At 38.8% G+C, this 23,062-nt stretch carries 24 protein-coding genes; 1 reads left to right on the plus strand and 23 read right to left on the minus strand.

The features are described from left to right. Positions 1 to 57: 57 nt before the first annotated feature. From atpB to prfA, 18 genes are all read right to left on the minus strand, one after another. Positions 58 to 768, minus strand: a complete 711-nt coding sequence (gene atpB, locus LCM23_RS09620) for a F0F1 ATP synthase subunit A (RefSeq protein ID WP_224936758.1) — start codon at positions 766 to 768, stop codon at positions 58 to 60. 7 nt (positions 769 to 775) lie between these two features. Continuing rightward, positions 776 to 1,165 (minus strand): ATP synthase subunit I, encoded by a 390-nt coding sequence (locus LCM23_RS09625; RefSeq protein ID WP_095371587.1) that lies wholly within the window; start codon positions 1,163 to 1,165, stop codon positions 776 to 778. A gap of 6 nt (positions 1,166 to 1,171) precedes the next feature. Then, on the minus strand, positions 1,172 to 1,393 hold the full coding sequence (locus LCM23_RS09630) for an AtpZ/AtpI family protein (RefSeq protein ID WP_095371586.1): 222 nt from the start codon (positions 1,391 to 1,393) through the stop codon (positions 1,172 to 1,174). Between the two features lie 313 nt (positions 1,394 to 1,706). Next, positions 1,707 to 3,953, minus strand: a complete 2,247-nt coding sequence (locus LCM23_RS09635; protein WP_224936759.1) for a S8 family serine peptidase — start codon at positions 3,951 to 3,953, stop codon at positions 1,707 to 1,709. A 294-nt stretch (positions 3,954 to 4,247) separates the two neighbouring features. Then, positions 4,248 to 5,402: a non-hydrolyzing UDP-N-acetylglucosamine 2-epimerase gene (gene wecB, locus LCM23_RS09640; RefSeq protein ID WP_224936760.1), complete on the minus strand. Its 1,155-nt coding sequence runs from the start codon at positions 5,400 to 5,402 to the stop codon at positions 4,248 to 4,250. 145 nt (positions 5,403 to 5,547) lie between these two features. Further along, complete coding sequence (upp, locus tag LCM23_RS09645) at positions 5,548 to 6,177, minus strand: uracil phosphoribosyltransferase (protein WP_095371583.1); 630 nt, start codon at positions 6,175 to 6,177, stop codon at positions 5,548 to 5,550. Positions 6,178 to 6,387: 210 nt separating this feature from the next. Beyond that, on the minus strand, positions 6,388 to 7,629 hold the full coding sequence (gene glyA / locus LCM23_RS09650) for a serine hydroxymethyltransferase (protein ID WP_095371582.1): 1,242 nt from the start codon (positions 7,627 to 7,629) through the stop codon (positions 6,388 to 6,390). A 282-nt stretch (positions 7,630 to 7,911) separates the two neighbouring features. Beyond that, positions 7,912 to 8,448, minus strand: a complete 537-nt coding sequence (locus LCM23_RS09655) for a TIGR01440 family protein (protein ID WP_224936761.1) — start codon at positions 8,446 to 8,448, stop codon at positions 7,912 to 7,914. 108 nt (positions 8,449 to 8,556) lie between these two features. Continuing rightward, a complete protein-coding gene (gene rpiB, locus LCM23_RS09660) occupies positions 8,557 to 9,003 on the minus strand; it encodes a ribose 5-phosphate isomerase B (RefSeq protein ID WP_224936762.1) in 447 nt (148 codons plus the stop codon). A gap of 100 nt (positions 9,004 to 9,103) precedes the next feature. Further along, positions 9,104 to 10,393 (minus strand): methyl-accepting chemotaxis protein, encoded by a 1,290-nt coding sequence (locus tag LCM23_RS09665; protein ID WP_224936763.1) that lies wholly within the window; start codon positions 10,391 to 10,393, stop codon positions 9,104 to 9,106. Between the two features lie 23 nt (positions 10,394 to 10,416). Continuing rightward, on the minus strand, positions 10,417 to 10,878 hold the full coding sequence (locus LCM23_RS09670) for a low molecular weight protein arginine phosphatase (RefSeq protein WP_224936764.1): 462 nt from the start codon (positions 10,876 to 10,878) through the stop codon (positions 10,417 to 10,419). A 163-nt stretch (positions 10,879 to 11,041) separates the two neighbouring features. Further along, on the minus strand, positions 11,042 to 11,593 hold the full coding sequence (locus LCM23_RS09675; protein ID WP_095371577.1) for a manganese efflux pump MntP: 552 nt from the start codon (positions 11,591 to 11,593) through the stop codon (positions 11,042 to 11,044). A gap of 350 nt (positions 11,594 to 11,943) precedes the next feature. Beyond that, entirely contained in the window at positions 11,944 to 12,501 is a 558-nt protein-coding gene (locus tag LCM23_RS09680) for a hypothetical protein (protein ID WP_224936765.1), read from the minus strand. Positions 12,502 to 12,750: 249 nt separating this feature from the next. Next, complete coding sequence (locus LCM23_RS09685) at positions 12,751 to 13,794, minus strand: L-threonylcarbamoyladenylate synthase (RefSeq protein ID WP_224936766.1); 1,044 nt, start codon at positions 13,792 to 13,794, stop codon at positions 12,751 to 12,753. A 165-nt stretch (positions 13,795 to 13,959) separates the two neighbouring features. Further along, entirely contained in the window at positions 13,960 to 14,412 is a 453-nt protein-coding gene (locus LCM23_RS09690; RefSeq protein WP_224936767.1) for a GNAT family N-acetyltransferase, read from the minus strand. Positions 14,413 to 14,497: 85 nt separating this feature from the next. After that, positions 14,498 to 15,181, minus strand: coding sequence for a stage II sporulation protein R (spoIIR, locus tag LCM23_RS09695; protein ID WP_224936768.1), 684 nt, complete (start codon positions 15,179 to 15,181; stop codon positions 14,498 to 14,500). 432 nt (positions 15,182 to 15,613) lie between these two features. Continuing rightward, entirely contained in the window at positions 15,614 to 16,480 is an 867-nt protein-coding gene (gene prmC / locus LCM23_RS09700; RefSeq protein ID WP_224936769.1) for a peptide chain release factor N(5)-glutamine methyltransferase, read from the minus strand. Next, on the minus strand, positions 16,473 to 17,546 hold the full coding sequence (prfA, locus tag LCM23_RS09705; protein WP_224936770.1) for a peptide chain release factor 1: 1,074 nt from the start codon (positions 17,544 to 17,546) through the stop codon (positions 16,473 to 16,475). Before prfA ends, prmC begins: the two co-directional genes overlap by 8 nt. Before the next feature lie 216 nt (positions 17,547 to 17,762). Between prfA and LCM23_RS09710 the strand changes: the two genes are divergently transcribed. Beyond that, positions 17,763 to 18,740 carry a DMT family transporter gene (locus LCM23_RS09710; RefSeq protein ID WP_224936771.1) on the plus strand — a complete coding sequence of 326 codons (978 nt, stop codon included), beginning with the start codon at positions 17,763 to 17,765 and terminating at the stop codon, positions 18,738 to 18,740. A 12-nt stretch (positions 18,741 to 18,752) separates the two neighbouring features. Here LCM23_RS09710 and LCM23_RS09715 read toward each other — a convergent pair whose 3' ends face one another. From LCM23_RS09715 to glpX, 5 genes are all read right to left on the minus strand, one after another. Beyond that, positions 18,753 to 19,199 carry a hypothetical protein gene (locus LCM23_RS09715; protein ID WP_224936772.1) on the minus strand — a complete coding sequence of 149 codons (447 nt, stop codon included), beginning with the start codon at positions 19,197 to 19,199 and terminating at the stop codon, positions 18,753 to 18,755. Positions 19,200 to 19,343: 144 nt separating this feature from the next. Further along, entirely contained in the window at positions 19,344 to 19,958 is a 615-nt protein-coding gene (locus LCM23_RS09720; RefSeq protein WP_095371568.1) for a thymidine kinase, read from the minus strand. 192 nt (positions 19,959 to 20,150) lie between these two features. Further along, entirely contained in the window at positions 20,151 to 20,357 is a 207-nt protein-coding gene (gene rpmE, locus LCM23_RS09725) for a 50S ribosomal protein L31 (protein ID WP_095371567.1), read from the minus strand. A 155-nt stretch (positions 20,358 to 20,512) separates the two neighbouring features. Continuing rightward, positions 20,513 to 21,781, minus strand: a complete 1,269-nt coding sequence (gene rho / locus LCM23_RS09730; RefSeq protein WP_095371566.1) for a transcription termination factor Rho — start codon at positions 21,779 to 21,781, stop codon at positions 20,513 to 20,515. Positions 21,782 to 22,088: 307 nt separating this feature from the next. Then, positions 22,089 to 23,051, minus strand: a complete 963-nt coding sequence (gene glpX / locus LCM23_RS09735; RefSeq protein ID WP_095371565.1) for a class II fructose-bisphosphatase — start codon at positions 23,049 to 23,051, stop codon at positions 22,089 to 22,091. Positions 23,052 to 23,062 lie beyond the last annotated feature (11 nt).

A 23,062-nucleotide genomic window follows, 5' to 3' on the forward strand; every position in this document is an offset into this window, starting at 1 on the left:
TTGGAATATAATTATTTTTATCAAACATGTTTTGTTCATGTAATGAACAGGTATATATTAATGGTCGTGACTCACTTTGTGAGACATATAAACCATTGTTAACATACAGAAAATAAATGCTTGGATAGCACCGATAAATACGGAGAATCCCATCCATAATAATGTTGGTAATACTGCTACAGCATGTCCTAAGAACCCTGTTGCAAGTGATCCTGCAAGTAATGTCAGTAGGATTTCCCCTGCATAAATATTACCGTAAAGACGCAAACCAAGTGTTAATGTGTTGGCAAACTCTTCAATGATTTTCAATGGGAACATAAACCACATTGGCTTGAAGAAATCTTTCCCATATTCTTTCAGACCCTTCACTCTCACACCATAATAATGTGAAAGACCTACCACCATCGCTGCTAGTGTAAGCGTTACGACCGGATCAGCTGTTGGTGATTTCCACCATAGCTCGTGGTTATAGGTGACTGCAAATGGAAGTCCTAGCATGTTCGATACAAATACGTACATGATGAGTGTGATTCCAAGCACGTGGAATCTACCACCATCTTTCCATGCCATGTTGCTGTTGATGATGTTCTTAACGAAGTCCATCACCCATTCAAAAAAGTTTTGCATGCCTGTCGGCTTCATTGCTAAACGACGAGTTGAAATGACAGCAATTAAGAAAACTATCGCACTTGCTACTGTTATCATCAAAATATTAGATAAGTTGAAGGTTAACCCCATAAATTCTCTCAATGGAGCTCCATGATCCATAAATTATTCACCTCTCTTCCCGCTTTTTACGTAAATGAAAAGATTGAAGAAAAAAATCTATCATAATGACTAAATAGGACGTCATTAATCCCAACACTACACTTATAAGGTGAAAATACGCTGGATACTCCAGTGCGATGATAACTGCCAAAGCGGCAGATGCCATTCGCGACATTGTTCCTAGTGAACGCACCTTTTGCTCTTTCTCTACTGCTTCTCGGAACTGAATCATCTTCCTTACAATTAACCAAAGATTAAAGAAGCTGAGAACGGTTCCCAAAATCAGGCCAAGAAAGATAGATTGATAAGACGTAAAGCCCCAGCCGAGTACAAAGAACGACAACAAGAAAAGCATGTATTTACGTTGTCTACTGAATCTTTCTTGTATTTCCGGCATATTTGTTTATTCTCCTGAAAAAAATTGTTGGATTAAACGAAGCATGGCATAAATGCCCACTGTCAAACCTAGTAATAAACCGATTATTAGAAACAGTGGTTCGGTCTCTAGTAACCGATCGAACCATCTTCCAGCAAAAACACCTAGAAGGATGGCGCCTACTAATTGGGAAAGAATGGCGGACATGAGTGCCATCGCTTTAAAAGGGCGACGGTCATTATGACGCATTAAAACGCATCCTCTCAGTCGAGAATGGTAAGAGGTTTTCTGAGGAAAGCAGTATGTTAAATCGTCATTTTCATATGATATAAAACTATAAAATCTGCTCATGAAAACCTTATCAATAATACCCTTTGTAAGCATACAATAGGGGCATGTCAATGTCAATGCGTTTAATGGGAATTTCGCCAGTTCTCTTTTGGGCAAAATATGGATGTTCACACTTTTTTCATAAAATCTTCACTAGATTTTTCTTGCAAATTCAGAAAATTTATGCGTTATTTTTGCCAATTGTTTTTCAATTATAATAATTTTATACTGCTTAATTCCCTATCATTTCTAATTCACCATTAGCCCCAATGAATAAACGGGTCTCTATCCAATCTTCTTGTCCAGATTTGCGAGCAAATACTTTTGCAATATACAAACCAGGTTGTGGTAAATCGCTTATGACTAAATCCTCTTCTACCTGGCCTTTCTTTACATCTTTCTTCCAATCGAGCATGCCTATAAAAGTTAATGAAGTTGAATCGAATAAAGCAATCCCAAACTCTTCAGCTCCACCTGGTAAATATACTTCATAGCGATACGTTTTCTTACTATCACCTTTACCAAAACTAAAGCCCATGACACGGGGATAATCCGGTTCTTCCAATACGTATAAATAAGGAAGCTGAATCGTTTGCTTATTACTATTCAATCGAATCGTACCGTCTGCCAGTTTTTCAGTGAGTTCTTTCGGATTAACGATCATATGTAAACGAATGGTTTTCTTCTCCTTAGGCTCAAGCATAAATGATAATGGTAGACGCCATTCAATCCCCTTTTGTTTTTTCGGGATTTCAAAAGCATAGGACTGCTTTTCATCGGTTGTATTTTCTACCGTAATTTTTGCTACATGGTCATGATGTTGTTCTGATAACTTAAACTTACCAAACTGTATGGACGATGGATAGATCAATGTGGATGTCATTAATGCTTCCTTCAATTGAATCCGGCCCGCACCTTGTTCAAAAGTCCGGTAAGGTGTACCATCTTCATTCACCATAGATAAGGCTGTATTCATGAGTGCTGCTTTTACTTGTTCAGGTCGCCAATCAGGATGAGCCTGTATTAACAAAGCAGCTGCCCCCGCCACATGAGGCGCTGCCATACTTGTTCCTTGTAATGGTGTGTACCCACCAGGTACCGTACTATTAATGGCTACTCCTGGTGCAACCACATCGGGCTTTATTTCCCAAGTAGAAGTCACAGGACCCCTTGAGCTAAATTCAGCTAAGATGTCTTTTTCTTCCTTTATCACTGTTTGTCCATATAATCTTTTAGCTTGTGAAAGCTCTTGATTAATCTCTTCCCCATCTGCCTTCGTTAAGGACACAACCGGGATATCTAACAGCTCTTCTAAATTGCCCATGAAGGAGCCCGGTGTATTATTGTAAATGAGCAAAGCAATTGCTCCTGCTTCCTTGGCATTCTTACTTTTTTCCGTGAAAGTTAATTCCCCTCTCTCAACAATAACTACTTTTCCATTAGCCCCTTTTAATTGCTCCTCTTTCCCAATGCCACCGTTATATAACTCAAATGATTTATTTAAATCCCATGGAATCGTTCCTTGCATTGGGTACAACTTCATTTCTTTTTTACCAATATGTAAATAAGGTACTTTTAATGTAGGGGTAGAAGCTCCTACAGAAATAGCTTTGGCAGCCGTACCCGGTGAGCCAACACTCCATATGCCAGGCCCTGAATTACCCGATGATGTAACAGCAACAATTCCACTATCGACTGCCTTATTTAAAGCAAGACTAATAGGGAGATCAGGTCCGTTCACATTATTTCCCAATGAAAGATTAATGACATCTACTTTATCTTTCATTGCTTGTTCTATTGCTTGTAACACTTGCTCTGTCGTCCCGCTTCCTCCTGGGCCTAAAGCACGATAGGCAATAATCTCTGCTTTTGGTGCTACACCTTTTACTTTTCCGTTGGCTGCAATGATACCTGCCACATGGGTGCCGTGCAATGTATCCAACCGTCCCATATTCACTGTTTCCATCGGATCGTCATCTTGGTCCACGAGGTCTTTCCCACCACCATAACTAATGCGTAAATCTGGGTGACGATAATCAATTCCCGTATCAATGACGCCAACCTTAACACCTTCTCCAGTGAGGCGGTGATTATCATCATCAAAATATCCTCTAATGGCTTCTCCACCAATCAGCTGAATATTGTCATTCTCTGCTTGCACAGTATAATTTTGTACGGTCGTAAGGTGATGAATTGGTTGATTCCCTTCTATTTGTGCTAACTTATCATTTGTTGCTTCAACTGAAAATCCTTTGAGGGCATAGTTAAATATGTATCTTATTGCGACACCTTGTGCTTTGAGCTTCTCCTTTTCTACTTGTAAGTCAGCGTCATCACTATAAACGATGATAGCTACTTGTTCTTCTGTTTGAATTTCATCCAAGGAAGGCACAATTAGTTGAGATGAAGATGCGCTCATACCTAACGTACAAGGAAAAAGAAAAAGAATAATAACGAGAATAAATAGATTTTTCTTCATTACGACGCCTCCTTTTTTATGTTAGCGTCTTCGATTTCTTGCCTCCCTATACTACGGAATATAATGGGAAGCGCAAATAAAAAAGGTGAATACCTTTTTTAAACTTAGGCAATCACCTTTTTTATTATAGGCTGTTTAAAACCATGTGGAATGGAGCAGAAATCCTCGAGTTACCGTGCAGGCAAAATCCGAGGATGCTTATATGATCTTCGCGAAAAAGCGAGTGTCTAGTGCACAATGAAAAGAATCAAGTGTCATAAGTAGTTAAAAGCTACATCCGTTACAAAAATAGCGTTATGATATTAAGGGCTTAAATGGAGCTGGCCTCTTTAAACCTTCACGAAAATAATACCTAATGGCCTCTGCGATTCTTTCAGAAGCGTGACCATCCCCGTATGGATTAGAAGCTTTCGACATCGCATCGTACGCCTGTTTACTAGTTAATAGTTCATGAGCGTTTGCATAGATAACTTCCTCATCTGTACCAACGAGTTTCAATGTACCTGCTTGAATACCTTCAGGGCGTTCTGTTGTATCACGCAACACTAACACAGGCACTCCTAGCGATGGTGCTTCTTCTTGTACACCACCTGAATCAGTTAAAATTAAATGGGCACGCGAGGAAAAATTATGAAAGTCGATCATTCCTAGTGGTTCAATCAAATGAATCCGAGGATGCCCTTGTAAAATTTCATTCGCGACTTCTCTTACAGCAGGGTTTAGGTGAACAGGGTATACTAATTGTACATCTTCATGCGTTTCGACAATTTTTTTGATCGCTTTAAACATATGTCTCATCGGCTCGCCAAGATTTTCCCTGCGATGGGCTGTCATCAAGATTAAGCGATCGTCACCAATTTTCTCTAAAATCTCATGCTGATATTCCGGTCGAACTGTGGTTTTTAACGCATCAATCGCCGTATTACCCGTAATGAATATTTGCTCTGCAGATTTATTTTCCCGCAATAGATTATCGGCCGATTTCTCTGTTGGCGAGAAATGAAGATCACTGATTACACCTGTCAGCTGACGATTCATTTCTTCTGGGTAAGGAGAAAATTTGTTCCAAGTGCGTAAGCCTGCCTCCACGTGACCGACAGTAATCCCGTTATAAAAAGCTGCTAAACTAGCCGCAAATGATGTTGTTGTATCCCCATGAACAAGAACAATGTCTGGTTCAACCTCTTTCATTACTTCATCTAAACCAGACAATACACGGTTTGTCACTTCTACTAACGTTTGTCTTGCTTTCATAATATTTAAGTCAAAATCCGGTTCTATTTGAAAAATCCTAAGCACCTGATCAAGCATTTCTCGATGTTGAGCAGTCACTGTAACGATAGAATGAAAGTCTTGTGGGTGCTTGTTGAGCTCAAGAATAAGCGGTGCCATCTTTATCGCTTCAGGTCTTGTTCCAAATATACTCATTACCTTAATCGGTCTTTGCATAAAACACTCGTCCACCTTTCTAAAAGAAGTGCTGGTTGCACTCACCTTCCGACAAACAGCTGTCGAACAGATCTTTATCAGATCCACTTCTTGTAAAAAAGCCCGTCCAAGGACGGGCTCATTTTCTATAATTAACTTTATTTTATTATTTCGTACCGAATAAACGATCTCCCGCATCCCCAAGACCAGGAACGATGTAGCCTTTTTCGTTTAACATTTCATCTAATGCAGCGATATATATATCCACATCTGGATGGGCTTCTTTTAATGCTTCTACCCCTTCAGGTGCAGCAATTAAACACATGAATTTAATGCTTTTTCCTCCGCGTTTTTTCAAAGAATTGATTGCTTCAATTGCAGATCCGCCTGTTGCAAGCATTGGATCAACAACAATGAAATCACGCTCTTCAATATCACCAGGGAATTTTGCATAGTACTCAACTGGCTTTAAAGTCTCTGGATCACGATATAGGCCAACATGTCCTACTTTAGCTGCAGGGATTAATTTCAAAATACCGTCTACCATCCCAATACCCGCACGTAAAATTGGTACAATTCCCATTTTCTTTCCAGAAAGCACTTTTGAATTTGTTTTTTGAACCGGTGTATCTATTTCAATTTCTTCTAAAGGCATATCTCTCGTGATTTCGAAAGCCATCAAAGTTGATACTTCATCAACGAGTTCACGGAATTCTTTCGTACCTGTATTTTTTTCACGAATGTATGTAAGCTTATGTTGGATTAATGGATGATCGAAAACATATACTTTTGCCATAAATATCTCTCCTTTTACTGATTGTACAAATCACACTTCGTACTATTTTACAGAAAAAATGTTTGTGGGGCAACTACGATTCTTGACGTAGAAACATTTATTCCCATTGGAAGAAAAGAAAATGTTGAAGATGCTTTTAGAACATTCGTTATAGTTGGCATAACTTAACAAAAATCCAGCCCTCAAGAGAAGGCTGGATAAACTAGATGATTATCTTTCTGGATATAAAATAAATTTGCTTGTTAATGCTTCGACTCGTTGTGAAGCTTCAGCTAACTTTTCTTCGTCTTCCGCATTTTTCAACGTGAACGCGATAATAGAAGCAATCTCTTCCATATCGTTCTTTGCAAATCCACGAGAAGTAACTGCAGCTGTACCAATACGTATCCCACTTGTCACAAATGGGCTTTCTGGATCAAATGGAATTGTATTTTTATTAACAGTAATACCTACTTCATCAAGTACTTTTTCTGCTACTTTACCTGTTAAACCTAATGAACGAACATCTACAAGTAAAAGATGGTTATCTGTTCCACCAGATACTAAGTCGATGCCTTCTTTTTTAAGTGACTCTGCTAAATGCTTAGCATTTGTGATAATGCTTTCCGCATATTCTTTAAAGCTATCTTCTAATGCCTCTCCGAAAGCTACAGCTTTAGCGGCAATGACATGCATTAATGGACCACCTTGAATACCTGGGAAAATCGATTTGTCGATTTTTTTTGCAAATTCTTCTTTGCAAAGAATCATACCACCACGTGGACCTCTTAATGTTTTATGAGTTGTTGTTGTTACGAAATCAGCGTATGGTACTGGATTAGGGTGAAGACCAGCTGCCACTAAGCCCGCAATATGAGCCATATCGACCATTAAATAAGCGCCAACCTCATCTGCAATTTCACGGAAACGCTTGAAGTCAATTACACGAGGATACGCACTTGCACCTGCTACAATTAGCTTCGGTTTATGCTCTTTCGCTTTTGCTAATACATCATCGTAATTGATGGTATGAGATGTTTCGTCTACACCATATTCAACGAAATTATATTGGACACCACTAAAGTTTACAGGACTCCCGTGCGTTAAGTGGCCACCGTGGGATAGATTCATACCAAGGACAGTATCACCTTGTTCTAAAATCGTGAAGTACACTGCCATGTTTGCTTGCGCACCTGAATGAGGCTGAACATTCGCATGCTCGGCTCCAAAGATTTGCTTCGCACGATCTCTAGCTAAATCTTCCACTACATCTACATGCTCACAGCCACCATAGTAACGACGACCAGGATACCCTTCAGCATATTTATTCGTGAGAACAGATCCTTGTGCCTCCATTACCGCCTCTGACACAAAGTTCTCTGAAGCGATTAATTCAATCTTACTTCTTTGACGTCCTAATTCATCTTGAATTGATTTGAAAACTTGCTCGTCCTGCTGCGCTAAATGCTTCATACAATAATCCTCCCTTATCTCTACCACACTATCAAAAATGAATAGCTATTATGAAAATTCTCCTTTATTCTATCATGTTTTTTCGGGAGGATACAGGCAAGCTTACTGTTTATTGAGAGAAAAAAATTATCCATACTAACGGAAAACGGTTACATGTAAATGATTATGAAATAGAGGGTAAAGTTGGTATTTTTGAATAAAAGGTGTGCAGAAATAATGAGCAACATACGTCATTTATCTACTTATTATCGCTACCGGCACATTATCAGACATTGACTATTTCTATTGGTAGACCGCTCTTTCTCCTCCAATCAACTTCGGCCTAGTCGTTGCTAATGTGACGTGTGCACCACCTACTTCTTTTAATGAAAGACGTATAGGTACAACCACATGCTTCAAGTGCATGCCAATGAAGGTATCACCGATATCTATCCCTGCATCAGCTTTTATATGCTCGACTACAACAGGGTCATCCAAATGTTGAAACGCATAAGTCGCCATCGCACCACCCGCTTTTCGGATTGGCACAACACTCACCTCTTCTAAGTTATACTTCTTAGCGGATGCCCGTTCGAGAACAATGGCGCGATTTAAATGCTCACAGCATTGAAAAGCGATTTGAACATTTGTTTGTTTTTGTAAGTTCATTAGTTCTGAAAAGATGAATTCAGCCACACCCTCTGAACCAGCCGTGCCGATATGATTACTCATCACTTCACTCGTACTACAGCCAATAACAATTAATTTGTCTTCGTTTAGTGAGACTTTTTGTGTAAACTCTGTTAAAATATCCCGCCATTGTTGTGTTAACTCTTCCATCGTCAGATGCTCCCTCTCTTCTCAGATTTATTCATAACCTTAGCTAATAGATAAAAAAGATGCATATGTCTTCCTTCCTTTCATGAAGTCAACATATGCAACAAAGTTTTATAAATTTTCTTTTTCGTATTGATCTATCTTCCCAATACGGTTCTGATGACGACCGCTTTCATAATCCGTGCCAAGCCATACTTGGGCAATCTCTCTTGCAAGCCCTGGGCCAATGACTCTTTCTCCCATCGCTAACACATTACTATCATTATGCTGTCTGGTTGCTTTCGCACTGAAAGTATCATGAACAAGCGCACAGCGAATACCTTTCACTTTATTGGCTGCTATAGACATCCCAATCCCTGTCCCACAAACGAGAATACCTTTATCAAATTCACCGCTCGCTACTTTTTCAGCAACCGGCAAAGCATAATCAGGGTAATCTACAGAAGTACTACACTCACAACCAAAATCTTCATATTCAATATTGAGTTCTTCTAATAATGATTTTATTTCCGCACGAATGTTTAATCCACCGTGATCTGATGCAATTGCAACTTTCATTTTTTTATGCCTCCAATCAAACTTGATTGTATGATTATCACTTTATTCTGACACAAAATTTAAAAATTATAAAGATGCAATTACTTTTCAGTTGGGTAGGCTACACTTTAAATTTATTCATATCTGTTTTTAACTGGTTTGCTTGCTCTTGTAATTCTTTTACTAGTATGTCGACTGTATCAATCACAGATGTTTGAGCCTCAGTTGAAGCAGCAACTTGTTGTGCACCAGCAGACGTTTCCTCCGCAATCGCTGCTACTTGCTGCGATTGGGCTGAAGTTTCCTGCATGGCATGCATTTGTTTATCTACTAGATCTTTAATCATGGTCACTGCAGCATTCATTTGATCTACAGTTTGCGTCATCTCTTCAATGACGGCATGTGTCTCGGTCCCTTTTTGTGCTTCTTGATTGGCAGACTCCACTTGATTAGAAATTTGACTGACCACATTACGCACTTCTTCTTGAATGTTTTTTATTAATTCCGATATTCCTTGCACAGCTTTCGCACTTTCATCAGCCAACTTGCGCACTTCTTCGGCTACTACAGCAAAGCCCTTACCATGCTCTCCTGCTCTCGCCGCTTCAATAGAAGCATTTAATGCTAATAAGTTTGTTTGCGTGGCAATATCGCCAACAAGTTGGATAATTTGTTCTACTTTGACTGCATTTTCTTCTAAAATTTTTACAGTCTCTAACGATTTCTGATTACCTACTGCTAGTTTTTCTATTCCAGAAATAAGTGAATGCATGGCATGTTTGGATTTATTCAGATCACCGAAAAGCTCTTCAGATACTTGCTCAGATTGCTTTGCCTGCACCTGAACTTCTTCAGCAATTCGAATGACTTCATCAACAAGTTCGGCAACAGATTGAGTTGCGACCGCTGAGTTTTCTGCTCCTTGAGATATTTCTGAGATAGTTGTAGCAATTGCTTCAGCCTGCTCATTAGCAACCGAAGACTCCGAGGAAATTTCGTGCACTTTTTTATTTGTCATAGCAAAGTTCTCATCAATTCGTTCAATCATTTCTCTTAAACTCGTTAACATTTGATTAAAGGCTAATCCTAAAGAACGTATTTCATCATCCGAACGCGACACCTGTGCCTTTTCTTGTAAATTACCATTCGCTGCTTTTATAGCAGAATGCTCTAAGTCTTTAAGTGGTTTTGTAATAAACCCTGCTGCAATAAACGCTAAGATCGCAGACCATATCGCTCCAAGCAAAAGGACAATAATCGTAAAAAATTCTTTACTAATCGGCATATTTCCCATTAAAGGATATACGAACTGAATACATATCGCGCTTATTGAGTATGTAATAACGGCTAATACTGAGATGAGAAGAACCAATTTTTTTCTTAAACTAAATTTCATCTTACGCGTCTCCATGATTGCCCCCTACTTCAACCTGTTCATCTTTGTTTATCTTGATTCCTATCTTTTAATATTTCTGCTATTTTTCTTATACTTCCCTGTAGTTCATTATAGGTTTCTTTATATTGTTGCAACGTCCCCCCGAATGGATCAATGATATCTTCTTGTTTACCATCATAAGCAAACTCTTTTATTAAAAAAACTTTTCCCTTAGCATTAGGAAAATGTGATAAAATCGCATGTTTATGTCCATTAGTCATCACTAATATATGTGTCGCCCATTGAATAAGCTCTTCATTCAATTGAGCTGATTGATGATTGATGCTTATGCCCTCTTCTTCTAAAACTTGCGATGTATAAGCAGATGCAGGTCCACCTTGACTTGCAAAAATCCCCGCAGATTTCACCTTCACATCAGGAATGTCTATATGACGTAATATCGCTTCAGCCATGGGGCTTCGACAAGTGTTACCTGTACAAATAAATAAAACGTGAGCCATAAAGCTCGCCTCCTTCTCTTACATTATAATCCAAAACTCCTATTTGATATAGACAAAATAAGGTGTCTATCACCGACATATTTCGACAATTTTAAGAATTTTTTGTCGAAATACATCAATAATACGCACCTTAACTGCTTTTTATTAGGAAATTTTAACCATATTACATGAATAACATTTTGACGCCAAAAGCAAAAAGAATCGCCCCTCCAAGTGTCTCACTATATTTACCGAACCACCCTTGCATTCTTCTTCCTATCATTAATCCTGCCCAAGTAAGAACCATTGCAATTACACCAAATAATGTAAGAACAAGAGCCGTTTTTGCCCCCAATACACCTAATGTAAGCCCGACTGAAAAGCTGTCTAAACTTACACTTAAAGCAAAAATTAATAAGCCAAAACCTACAGGTGTTAACAGACTTTCTTTTTCAGCCTTTAAGCTTGACCAGAACATTTGCAGGCCCAAAAGCATCAACAAACCGGCACCAATATAGGCAGCAATCTCACTAAAATAAACCGATAAAAACTTCCCTGCCATCATTCCTAACAATGGCATGATGACATGAAATACTCCAATCGTAAAGCCTATATATAATATTTGCCGATACCTTAATTTGTACATCCCCATACCTAATCCAACTGAAAATGCATCCATTCCTAAGGCAAACGCCATTAAACTTAAAGTTAAGACTTCACCTACTAACAACGTCATCTCTTTAGCCTCCTCGGGACTTGCTCTTTTGAAGATATGCATGTCCAAGGAGAATTAGAATTGTTTTTTTAGGCGAAAACAAAACAGCTTCGATAGAATCAAATATGATGGTTAAAAACTCAGCGCCTCTCTATAGGCTGGGGGATGTAGTTACGCCGCAGGATCATGCAAAATGCATACATACAGGGATTTTTGTATGGTTGTTTTGCCAGAGGATTCACAATTAAGGTAGGTTTTTTCTGTTTTCATAGTGATCTTCACTAGCAAAGATGCATCAATAGAGTTGCTTGCGGTGGATATCTTGTAGTAAAGAAGGAAACAAACGTTGTTTATAGATGATGAAATGTAAATTATTTGCAGGGTGAATCATTTTTAGTAGGCATTTCGCGCATGATTTGGCATGAGATTTCTTTTTTAGTAGGGCTTTTGCTCTTTTCACGACTTATCTTAGTTGGTTCTCCTTTTTTAGTCGCGTTTCTTGCCTTTTTGCGACTTATAAAGAGTTTCACTGCTTTTTTAGTCGCGTATTTGACCTTTTCGCGACTGATCATAGACGGTTCTCCTTTTTTAGTCGCGTTTCTTGCCTTTTTGCGACTTACAAAGAGTTTCACTGCTTTTTTAGTCGCGTATTTGACCTTTTCGCGACTGATCATAGTCGGCTCTCCTTTTTTAGTCGCGATTCTTGCCTTTTTGCGACTTATAAAGAGTTTCACTGCTTTTTTAGTCGCGTATTTGACCTTTTCACGACTTATCTTAGTTGGTTCTCCTTTTTCAGTCGCGATTCTTGCCTTTTTGCGACTTATAAAAAGTTTCACTGCTTTTTTAGTCGCGTATTTCCTCTTTTCACGACTTATCTTAGACGGTTCTCCTTTTTTAGTCTCGATTTTCCTCTTTTCGCGACTTATCAAGGACGGTTCACCTTTTTTAGTCGCACAAAATAAAAATGCTCCGCTAATAAGTAATACAATCGGAATATGATCATTTTACCCACACAACTTACCGGATTTCTAATGAAATAGCACGCTATAGGAATCATTGAAAAAATCTTAGTAACCAACATTTGAGCTTCTGTTTTAGTTTTTAAGGTAACAAGGGATAACAAATCAGAACCTGAACAATTTTCGTTCAGGTCCTGAAACACTCATCTTTAAATCTACTTATAATTGAATGCGCCGATGGCCTGCAGCTTTTTCTAAGCGATTCATAATCGCCACACCGACACCTTCATATGGGAAAACCTCACCTAAAATGATATCGACATTCTCATGATTAAATGCTCTCAAGGCATAGTATAAACCTGCAGCCACCGTATCTAGCGCTTCCCGCGCACCCATAGAAAGGACAACATCCGTTTCATAGAAATCTTTATTTTCATCTGTTGTCAGTACACCTACTCGCAGTCCTTCTGCCCTTTTTTCATTGATCAATTGTTGCAACTGCATCGGAGTTGCATCGACTAATGTTAATGGTGCATCTGGTGCGTAATGTGTATATTTCATACCAGGCGATTTTGGTTTGGCTTGTTGATTATGTAGCGCGGGATCTAATTTTACTTCACCTATCACCGCAATCATCTGTTCCTTGGTCACACCACCCGGCCGTAAAATAACAGGTATCTCTTCTGTGCAATCAATAACGGTTGACTCCACACCAACGCCAGTAGCTCCTCCGTCTACCACACCAGCAATTTTTCCTTCTAAATCTTCCCACACGTGATCCGCTGTTGTTGGACTCGGTCTTCCCGAGCTATTTGCACTTGGAGCAGCTATTGGTAATTCCGTTTGGGCAAGAATGGCTAACGCTACAGGATGATCCGGCATACGGAAGCCAACGGTTTGTAATCCTGCTGTTGCTAAATCAGAAAGGCTACCCCTTTTTTTCTTAAGAATAATCGTTAATGGTCCTGGCCAAAAGGCATCCATCAATTGCTCTGCCTTTAATGGAATCTCTTCAGCCAGTTCCTGCAGTTGCATTCTCTTTGCTATATGAATAATTAAGGGATTATCTGCCGGCCTTCCTTTGGCAGCAAAAATTTTCTCTACGGCACCGTCACTTTTTGCATTCCCACCTAACCCATATACGGTTTCAGTTGGAAAAGCAACAACCTCATTTTCTTTAAGTAAATCAGAGGCTTGGACAATTTGTGGGTAACTATTCAAATTATCCACATTATTATCCACTGACCATCTAATTGTTTTCATTGTTATCCACCTTCAATATCTTTCATTCTAAATAGGAGAAATCCCCCTATTTTCAGTCTATCATCTAAGACAGTATAAAAGAAGCAAGGTGATAACTCAAGGTATTATCCACAAATTGTGAATAAACACATCGTTTTTGTGTATAACTTTGTGGATATATCCACATTATTCGAGTGAATATTTCAAAAAGAAAGAGTTATCCACAGATTGGACATTTTTAATATGTTCTTTTTCTACTAAAAATGTTGGCAATTCCGATTTATCCACTTGTTGAAAACCCATTAATAAAAATAATTGTAGTGTACTTTTGCGATTTGATCCTAAATATACTGTGGATAACCCTTTTTCTTTTGCTAATAGAAAAATTTGTTGCAATAAATACAATAAATCTGTCTGCACGGTTGTTTCTGACTTCATAACAAGCGAGCGTAACAAACCAACCGTTTCGTAAGGTTCGATGCCAATTGTCGCTTTTATTTCTCCCTCTTCATCTTCCATAATTAAAAAGTAATCAATTAAGTCCGCCACACCTTCCGATCGAACTGACGCTTCTGTTAAAAATTTCATGAGCTCGTTTTCATCTTGCTTCTGTGCAACTCTTACAATACTTGTTTTCATTCACTTCACCCTCTACTCATTTTATAGTCTATGAATATGAGTTAATTGAAATTGATAGAACTAAAAATTTGCTAGAGTTAAAATATTATCCGAATAGCTTATCCCATATCTCTGCTAAAAAGAATTTTACTTCCACTTCTTCTTCATCTTGTTCACCTGCATAAACAGGGTCTTCTTCTTTTTCGGTCATTTCTTCCTCTACATTCTCTTCTTCCACTACTAATTCTTCCTCTTGCTGTTCTTCATCACTAAACCCTTCGCTCACAGCCACACCATTTGAAAAATCAAGAAAGCATAATGGTGGAAATAAAACACACCACCAGTTCGCACCGTCTCCATCACCAAGCGTAATTAGAATCGCTTCATACTCACCAGCAGGGTATAAAAACTGGCCATAAAGTTTCGTCGGAAAATCTACTTTATCAAACTCCGTCTTAACTGTTTGTTTAGAGCCCGCTTCTGCTACAACTCGTTCGGCTATTTTTTGGATTTCTGGTAATTTTGATTGAATCAATGCTCTTGCTTCTTCTAAAGAGGTTAAATCAGATACCCACTCAGTTATATTTGCATTTACTTCGTCTCTCACCGCACGTTTAATCTTTTGATCTTTCTCCATATCGCTATTCGCTAGAATTCTTAAACGGATTGCTTCGTTAGGAATGACTAGTGATTCATCAGCCACTACCTCTGTTTGCGGAATATATAAACTAAATAAAGTACCTAATGATAAAATTAAGATATATAAGTTCACAATCGATTTCGTTTTCATCTTCCTGCACCATCCCTTCACTATCCACAGTGTGGTCAGAAAGAGAACATCTTAAACTATTAAAATTAAAAAATTATAAAATAAGAAGGAAAGATAGACCCCATTTAGATGGTAAACGGATTAAGTTAACATGTATCAAGCGTTACTATGTTAATAATCCATACATATGTCCATGGCGGGTCTTTTTTCTTTTATAATGGGAGAAGCTTGCAGAAAATATCTTTGGGGGGTTTTTACATTTGTACCGCTGTTGGCTTTTTTACCTAGGACCGTTCATTTTGCAACGGTCTTACTCTTGGACGTTTCACCAAGTGCCGTCATTTTTCTTTTTCCACCGCGCTCTGTTCCTATTTCCTTACAGAGAGCGGTGGTTTTTACACAGACACCATTTAACATTTCACTTAGTTCCTAATGATATAAACTCTCTTCACATTAGTCACTTATTTCAGCGAAAACCATTCGATCTTTCCCGTTGATGTCAAAGACGACTTCGACCTGTGCTTGTGGGAGGGCACCTTTTAATAAGTTTGCGACCAATTCCCCTTGCCCTGCACCTACTTCAAATCCAACAAGTGCTTGTTCGTTTAGTACATGTGGTAATTCATTTACTAAACGGCGATAGATGTCTAAACCATCCTCTCCAGCAAACAAGGCACGATTAGGCTCATGTTCAGTTACAATCTCTGACATCCACGAACGATCTGCAGTTGGAATATAAGGGGGATTGGAGATAACTACATCTAATTTTACTCCAGAGTTGATAAAAGGCTGCAGCAAGTCCCCTACTATCCAATTTATGTCTGCGTCTAAATAAGCCCCATTACCCTTAGCTACTTCTAAACTTGCAGGATATAGATCAGTTCCAAAACAATCAAGCTGAGGGTTTTCTCGTTTCAGAGTAATAGCGATTGCACCGCTACCTGTACCAACATCGGCCACTTTTAATCCTGTATCGTCTTGCCAACGTGCACGAATACGCTCAAGCGTAGCAAGGACTAACTCCTCTGTTTCTGGCCTAGGAATTAGAACTTCCTTATTCACCATAAATTTTCTACCATAAAACTCCTCATAGCCCATAATATACTGAATAGGCTCACCAGCAATATGAGTGAGTATCGCCTTTGAAAAAAGTTGATCGATCTCCTCAGGAAGTTCTTCACGTAATCTTGTTAAGAATTCAGCTCGACTCATCTTCATATAATGTCTTAGTAAAATTTCAGCAGCATATGCTTCCCGTTGATTTTCTTCTAAAAAAGAAGAAGCCCAGTTAAGGGCTTCGAATACTCTGCGATTACTCATTAGTCGCACTTTCTAGTTTAGCCGATTGCTCTTCTAAAATAAGAGCATCAATAATTTCATCAATCTTACCGTGTAGGATCTGGTCTAACTTTTGGATAGTTAAACCAATTCGGTGATCAGTTACACGGTTTTGTGGGAAATTATACGTACGGATACGTTCAGAACGATCCCCTGTACCTACAGCTGATTTACGCTGCTGATCGTATTCAGCTTGTGCCTCTCGTTGGAATTTATCGTATACACGTGCACGCAAAACTTTCATCGCTTTTTCTTTGTTCTTAATTTGCGACTTTTCATCCTGACAAGAAACGACAGTTCCCGTAGGAAGGTGGGTAAGTCTTACTGCGGACATAGTCGTATTAACACTTTGTCCACCCGGTCCACTAGAAGCAAAAGTATCCACACGGATATCCTTATCATGAAGCTCAATTTCCACTTCTTCTGCTTCAGGTAACACCGCTACTGTTGCCGTAGACGTATGAATGCGACCGCCTGATTCTGTTTCCGGTACACGTTGCACGCGATGCGCACCATTCTCATATTTTAATTTAGAGTAAGCACCGTTGCCGTTTACCATGAAGATAATTTCTTTATAGCCACCGACCCCTGTACTACTTGCTTCAATGACGTCAATTTTCCAACCTTGGACTTCAGCATAGCGACTATACATACGGTACAAATCACCCGCAAACAGTGCAGCTTCATCTCCACCAGCTGCACCACGAACTTCTACGATAACGTTTTTGTCATCATTAGGGTCCTTTGGAATGAGAAGGATTTTTAATTTTTCTTCTAATTGCTCCACTTTTTCCTCTAATTCAGAAATCTCTTCTTTCACCATATCACGCATTTCAACATCTAGTTTCTCTTCCAACATGGCCTTTGCGTCTGTATATTGTTCATGTATTTCTTTATATTCACGATATGTATCCACTGTTTCTTGGATATCAGACTGTTCTTTTGAATACTCACGTAATTTTTTTGGATCATTTACTATTTCTGGATCACTAAGCAATTCATTAAGACGTTCATAGCGTTCCTCTACAGATTGAAGACGATCAAACACGGTTATTCACCTCTAATTCATTATTAACATGCATCTATCTTATCACTGCTATCAGTATGCAGTTTCATTTCCAACGTATAACATTCTAATTATAGTATAGCCGCCTTGTTCAGTCAAAACCACTTTAGATTATTTTAGAAATTTCTGTTATTCGATTGATGAATCTTTCATCGTTTACTATAGTAAAGTTATCTACTTAAAAATGAGGTGCAGCACATGAAAGCCATTATGATTGGAATACTCTCCGCATTCTTTTTTGCTTTTACATTTGTTTTAAATGCAGCTATGGAAATGAATGGAGGAAGCTGGTATTGGAGTGCATCGCTCCGTTACTTCTTTATGATCCCACTTTTACTTATCATTGTTTTATACCGTAAGAGCTTACGTGCACTTATGATTGAAATGAAAAAAGCCCCTGGAAAATGGATACTATGGAGCACAATTGGATTTGGGCTATTTTATGCCCCTATATGTTTTGCTGCTGCCTATGGTCCCGGCTGGCTAATTGCTGCCACCTGGCAAATCACAATTATTTCTGGCAGTCTACTTGCCCCATTATTTTATGAAATGCGCCAGACTTCTAAAGGAGTCATTCGCATAAAAGGGCAAATTCCTTTTAGAGGACTACTCATGAGTCTCATTATTTTAGTTGGCGTATTTGTTATCCAATGGGACCATGCCTCTGTTGTATCGGTGAAAGATACATTTATTTGCACCTTAGCCATTCTTATTGCATCGTTTGCTTACCCTCTAGGGAATCGAAAAATGATGGCCTTAACAAACAAGCGCTTAGATCCTTATCAAAGAGTGCTTGGTATGACAATAGCTAGCCTTCCCTTTTGGCTCTTACTTGCATTTATTGGTTTACAAACAGCTGGCATGCCATCGATGAGTCAAGTTTATCAATCGGGGTTAGTAGCCTTATTTTCCGGTGTTTTTGCAACAGTACTATTCTTTGCTGCCACCGATCTCGTTCAAGGCAACATGCAAAAACTTGGAGCTGTGGAGGCAACACAGTCCTTTGAAGTGCTTTTCGCAATGATTGGTGAAGTGATCATTTTATCTGCTCCTCTTCCTTCTGCCACTGCTACGGTTGGGATCAGTTTAGTAATACTCGGCATGGCACTTCATAGTTATGTATCCAATTTACCTCAAAAGGGATTCAAAAAGAAAAAGGTAGAAGAGACGGTTTAATTCACCGTCTCTTTATTCTGTATGATCTTCTCTAATTTTCACATTTATATAATAGGTCGGCACCGCACCAACTAATTTTTTTTGCAAACTTTCCTCAGCTTTTTCACGTTCCGCTTTTGAGGAAAAGTCTTTATTCGTATACACAGTTACATGCATATATTCCCCGTCAATCCATATACCACCTGGTTCATAATCAGTAAGCTTATTAATCGTTGATCTTGCTTGATTAATATCGCTACGGTCAGATTTTTTATCGCCATTGGTATTTAATAAGTTGGGATTTTGTTCATACATTGACCATTCCTGAACATCTTCGGAACGATGACCAGAAGGGCTGCTTATTCTAACGGTTTCGGTATGTTTGTTGATATCATAAGTTTTATCAGCATTTGCACCGTAATTATAAGAACAACCAGTTAGTAGACTGATTAACAAAACACCTGTAATGGTTTTTTTCATGAATGAATGGCACCCCCTACTAAATAAAATGCCCATTCATTTTAAAATTTCAGCAAGCAATTTTTCCTATGTAAAAAAATGTATGACAAGGAGTTTTTCGTTCCAAAAAAGACGCCAAAGTTAGCGTCTCCAATCAAAAATGTGTTACTTCATCATTTCCGTGTGATTTTTAATACTTTTTGGTTTGCCAATCACTTCATGATGTTCACGGCACCGAGGTTCATACGATTCAGATGCGCCCACAAGAATAGTGGGGTCTGTATATGATGCCGGTTTACCATCAATTAAACGCTGTGTTCGACTAGCAGGTGATCCACAAACAGCACAAACGGCTTGTAGTTTTGTCACTAACTCAGCAGTAGCCATTAAATCTGGCATTGGACCAAAAGGCTCACCACGAAAATCAACGTCTAACCCAGCCACAATGACACGATGACCGTTTCCCGCAAGCATCTCCACAACTTCAATGATTTGATTATCAAAAAACTGAACTTCATCAATAGCTACGACTTCTGTATCAGACGTAACAAATGACAAAATATCCTCTGAGCAGGCTACAGGTTGAGCAATAAACGATGCCCCATTATGAGAAACAACTGATTCTTCACTATAACGTTTATCGATTTGAGGCTTGAATACAGCAATTTGCTGTTTGGCAAATTGTGCCCTCCTTACTCTGCGAATAAGCTCCTCTGACTTACCAGAGAACATACTCCCGCAAATTACCTCAACCCATCCATGATGATTGATAACATACATGAAAGGTCTCTCCTTCCGCAACAATCTAATCTATCTATAAACACCTATTACAGTCCTTACTGTTAAGGTCTCACAAAAGAAACATTCTTATGTTAAATGCCGAAAAATAGTGGTGGTGTGCACCACTATTTTTCGACATTCATGAAAAAACAGGCAAGTATCATGACTTGCCTGCTTTGATTGTTATTTAAATTACTTCTGTTTGATGCCGTATTTTTTATTGAAACGGTCAACACGTCCGCCAGCTTCAGCGAATTTTTGACGTCCAGTATAGAATGGGTGGCATTCTGAGCAAGTTTCTACACGGATTTCTTCTTGTACAGAACCCGTTTCGAATTCGTTACCGCATGCACATTTCACCATTGCTGTTTTATAGTTAGGATGAATTCCTGCTTTCATTCTTTTCATCTCCTTCCGCCCTGAATCATTCTGAAACAGAGTTATATAGTTACGGATTCACCGTAATCTTAGAAACGCACTGGAATCATTATAACAAGGTCGAGCTTAATTTGCAATCATCGATTACGAATGAGCTTTACCATTTGATTCCAAACCTAATGAGAGCGCTTTGCTTTCATCTCTTCACTCAATAAGGCAAAGAAATCCTCATTCGATTTCGTTTGCTTTAATTTTCTCATGAGTTTTTCCGCAAAATCAGGAGAATCAGTCATTGATTTACGGATTGCCCATAGTTTATCAAGATGATCCTTAGGAATCAACAATTCTTCCTTACGGGTGCCAGATCGTCTAATATCAATTGCAGGGAAAATTCGTCTTTCAGCAAGCGAACGATCAAGATGTAACTCCATATTCCCCGTTCCTTTAAACTCTTCATAAATCACATCATCCATACGTGATCCCGTATCAACCAGAGCAGTAGCTAAGATAGTTAAGCTTCCGCCTTCCTCAATATTTCTTGCGGCACCGAAAAACCTTTTCGGACGGTGGAATGCGGCTGGGTCAATACCGCCTGATAACGTACGACCACTTGGAGGAATGACCAAGTTATAAGCTCTAGCTAAACGTGTAATACTATCCATTAAGATGACAACATCGCGCTTATGCTCAACTAGACGCATCGCTCTCTCTAATACGAGCTCTGCCACTTTAATATGATTTTCCGGCACTTCGTCAAATGTTGAACTAACAACATCACCAGCAACAGAGCGTTCAATATCTGTTACTTCTTCCGGTCTTTCATCAATAAGTAATACGATAAGCTCTGCTTCAGGATGATTCGTTGTAATACTGTTGGCAATTTCTTTTAACAACATCGTTTTCCCTGCTTTTGGAGGAGCGACGATTAAGCCACGTTGTCCAAAACCAACTGGTGAAATTAAGTCCATAATTCTAGTGGAAATATGTCTTGTTTTTGTCTCTAAATTCATATGACGATCAGGATATAGAGGCGTTAAACCTGGGAAATGAACACGTTCCTTTGATGTCTCTGGATCATCTCCGTTAACCGCTTCCACTTGTAGCAAACCAAAATAACGTTCATTTTCTTTCGGCGGACGAACTTTACCAGAAACTTTGTCACCATTTCTTAAATCAAAGCGACGAATTTGCGATGCAGAGATATAAATATCCTCTGAACTTGGCGAATAGTTAATCGGCCTTAAGAAACCGAAACCTTCTGATTGAATGATTTCTAGAACACCTTCCATAAAGAAGTATCCTTCTTGTTCCGCTCTCGCTTTTAATATCGCAAAAATAAGTTCTTTCTTTGATAATTTACTATAATAAGAAACTTTATATTCTCTTGCATGTTCATAAAGTTCTTTCAATTTCATATTCTCTAGACTTGAAATATTTAGTCCCATTTCTACACCACTCTTTAGATTTTTCGATTATTTCCCCCATATGCTAAAAAAATAAGATTCATTATATATTCGAATATGGTTGGAAAGGAAAGTATGTTTGAGGCTTCCTGAAGTAAACGAAGAGTTTGATTTAGTCAACTCTCCTTGTAATAGAGGAATGATTGGTCTTCCTTTGAAAATATCTTTTATTTTACCCCTAACCTCTATGTTAGGCAACTACATTTTATAGTAGGATATTTGGAAGGATTCTTTCTATTTTAATTTAACCTAAGAAATGCAAGGATGCACTTCTTAGGTCTATCATCAATTATTTAATTACAAGATTAGGTTTTTTCTTCAAGCTATGACGACCATCAATAAACCTTACTGTGCCCGATTTAGCACGCATAACGACTGAAGACGTCGAACCGTAAGATCCTTTAAATTGAACGCCTTTCAAAAGTTCTCCATCCGTAATACCTGTCGCAGCAAAGATTGCGTCATCACCTTTAACTAGGTCTTCCATCAATAATACTTTGTTAACATCTAATCCCATTTTAATACATCTTTCTAGTTCCGCATCGTTTTGGGGAAGCAGTTTACCTTGCAATTCACCACCAAGACATTTCAATGCTACAGCTGCAACAACACCTTCAGGGGCACCACCTGCTCCAAATAAAATATCTACGCCTGTATGATCGAACGCCGTATTAATGGCTCCTGCTACATCGCCTTCATTAATTAGCTTAATTCTAGCGCCAGCGTCACGCAATTGTTCAATAATATGTTGGTGGCGATCACGATTAAGTACAGTTGCAACAACGTCCTCAATATCTTTGTTTTTTGCTTTCGCAACAGCTCTCAAGTTATCAATCACTGGAGCATTGATATCGATTTGCCCAACCGCCTCAGGTCCAACGGCAATTTTATCCATATACATATCTGGTGCATATAGTAAGTTACCTCGATCTGCCACTGCCAGAACCGCAAGCGCATTCCAACCACCAGAGGCAACAATACTTGTACCTTCGACAGGATCGACTGCAATATCAACTTGAGGGCCAGAACCTGTTCCAAGCTCTTCGCCAATATATAGCATTGGTGCTTCATCCATTTCACCTTCACCAATCACTACTCTACCTTGCATAGGAACTGTATTAAAGATATCTCTCATTGCTTCAGTTGCTGCACCATCTGCTTCATCTTTTAATCCACGGCCCATCCAACGAGCAGATGCTAGTGCTGCACCTTCTGTAACACGAACCAACTCCATTGATAAACTTCTTTCCATTTTTACTTCCT

This window comes from Cytobacillus kochii, assembly GCF_020171845.1.
GTDB lineage: Bacteria > Bacillota > Bacilli > Bacillales > Cytobacillaceae > Cytobacillus > Cytobacillus kochii.

What these genes read in the sequence shown, in the direction of transcription:
- LCM23_RS09675 (WP_095371577.1), bottom strand. Translation starts at nt 11,593, where the DNA reads ATGACGTTGTTAGTAGGTGAAGTCTTAACTTTAAGTTTAATGGCGTTT.
- wecB (WP_224936760.1), bottom strand. Translation starts at nt 5,402, where the DNA reads ATGCAAAGACCGATTAAGGTAATGAGTATATTTGGAACAAGACCTGAA.
- upp (WP_095371583.1), bottom strand. Translation starts at nt 6,177, where the DNA reads ATGGCAAAAGTATATGTTTTCGATCATCCATTAATCCAACATAAGCTT.
- LCM23_RS09635 (WP_224936759.1), bottom strand. Translation starts at nt 3,953, where the DNA reads ATGAAGAAAAATCTATTTATTCTCGTTATTATTCTTTTTCTTTTTCCT.
- LCM23_RS09670 (WP_224936764.1), bottom strand. Translation starts at nt 10,878, where the DNA reads ATGGCTCACGTTTTATTTATTTGTACAGGTAACACTTGTCGAAGCCCC.
- atpB (WP_224936758.1), bottom strand. Translation starts at nt 768, where the DNA reads ATGGATCATGGAGCTCCATTGAGAGAATTTATGGGGTTAACCTTCAAC.
- LCM23_RS09655 (WP_224936761.1), bottom strand. Translation starts at nt 8,448, where the DNA reads ATGGAAGAGTTAACACAACAATGGCGGGATATTTTAACAGAGTTTACA.
- LCM23_RS09710 (WP_224936771.1), top strand. Translation starts at nt 17,763, where the DNA reads ATGAAAGCCATTATGATTGGAATACTCTCCGCATTCTTTTTTGCTTTT.
- prmC (WP_224936769.1), bottom strand. Translation starts at nt 16,480, where the DNA reads ATGAGTAATCGCAGAGTATTCGAAGCCCTTAACTGGGCTTCTTCTTTT.
- glpX (WP_095371565.1), bottom strand. Translation starts at nt 23,051, where the DNA reads ATGGAAAGAAGTTTATCAATGGAGTTGGTTCGTGTTACAGAAGGTGCA.
- LCM23_RS09690 (WP_224936767.1), bottom strand. Translation starts at nt 14,412, where the DNA reads ATGAAAACAAGTATTGTAAGAGTTGCACAGAAGCAAGATGAAAACGAG.
- LCM23_RS09685 (WP_224936766.1), bottom strand. Translation starts at nt 13,794, where the DNA reads ATGAAAACAATTAGATGGTCAGTGGATAATAATGTGGATAATTTGAAT.
- LCM23_RS09630 (WP_095371586.1), bottom strand. Translation starts at nt 1,393, where the DNA reads ATGCGTCATAATGACCGTCGCCCTTTTAAAGCGATGGCACTCATGTCC.
- LCM23_RS09625 (WP_095371587.1), bottom strand. Translation starts at nt 1,165, where the DNA reads ATGCCGGAAATACAAGAAAGATTCAGTAGACAACGTAAATACATGCTT.
- glyA (WP_095371582.1), bottom strand. Translation starts at nt 7,629, where the DNA reads ATGAAGCATTTAGCGCAGCAGGACGAGCAAGTTTTCAAATCAATTCAA.
- rho (WP_095371566.1), bottom strand. Translation starts at nt 21,781, where the DNA reads ATGGGACTAAATATTTCAAGTCTAGAGAATATGAAATTGAAAGAACTT.
- LCM23_RS09715 (WP_224936772.1), bottom strand. Translation starts at nt 19,199, where the DNA reads ATGAAAAAAACCATTACAGGTGTTTTGTTAATCAGTCTACTAACTGGT.
- LCM23_RS09665 (WP_224936763.1), bottom strand. Translation starts at nt 10,393, where the DNA reads ATGGAGACGCGTAAGATGAAATTTAGTTTAAGAAAAAAATTGGTTCTT.
- LCM23_RS09720 (WP_095371568.1), bottom strand. Translation starts at nt 19,958, where the DNA reads ATGTATGTTATCAATCATCATGGATGGGTTGAGGTAATTTGCGGGAGT.
- rpmE (WP_095371567.1), bottom strand. Translation starts at nt 20,357, where the DNA reads ATGAAAGCAGGAATTCATCCTAACTATAAAACAGCAATGGTGAAATGT.
- spoIIR (WP_224936768.1), bottom strand. Translation starts at nt 15,181, where the DNA reads ATGAAAACGAAATCGATTGTGAACTTATATATCTTAATTTTATCATTA.
- rpiB (WP_224936762.1), bottom strand. Translation starts at nt 9,003, where the DNA reads ATGAAAGTTGCAATTGCATCAGATCACGGTGGATTAAACATTCGTGCG.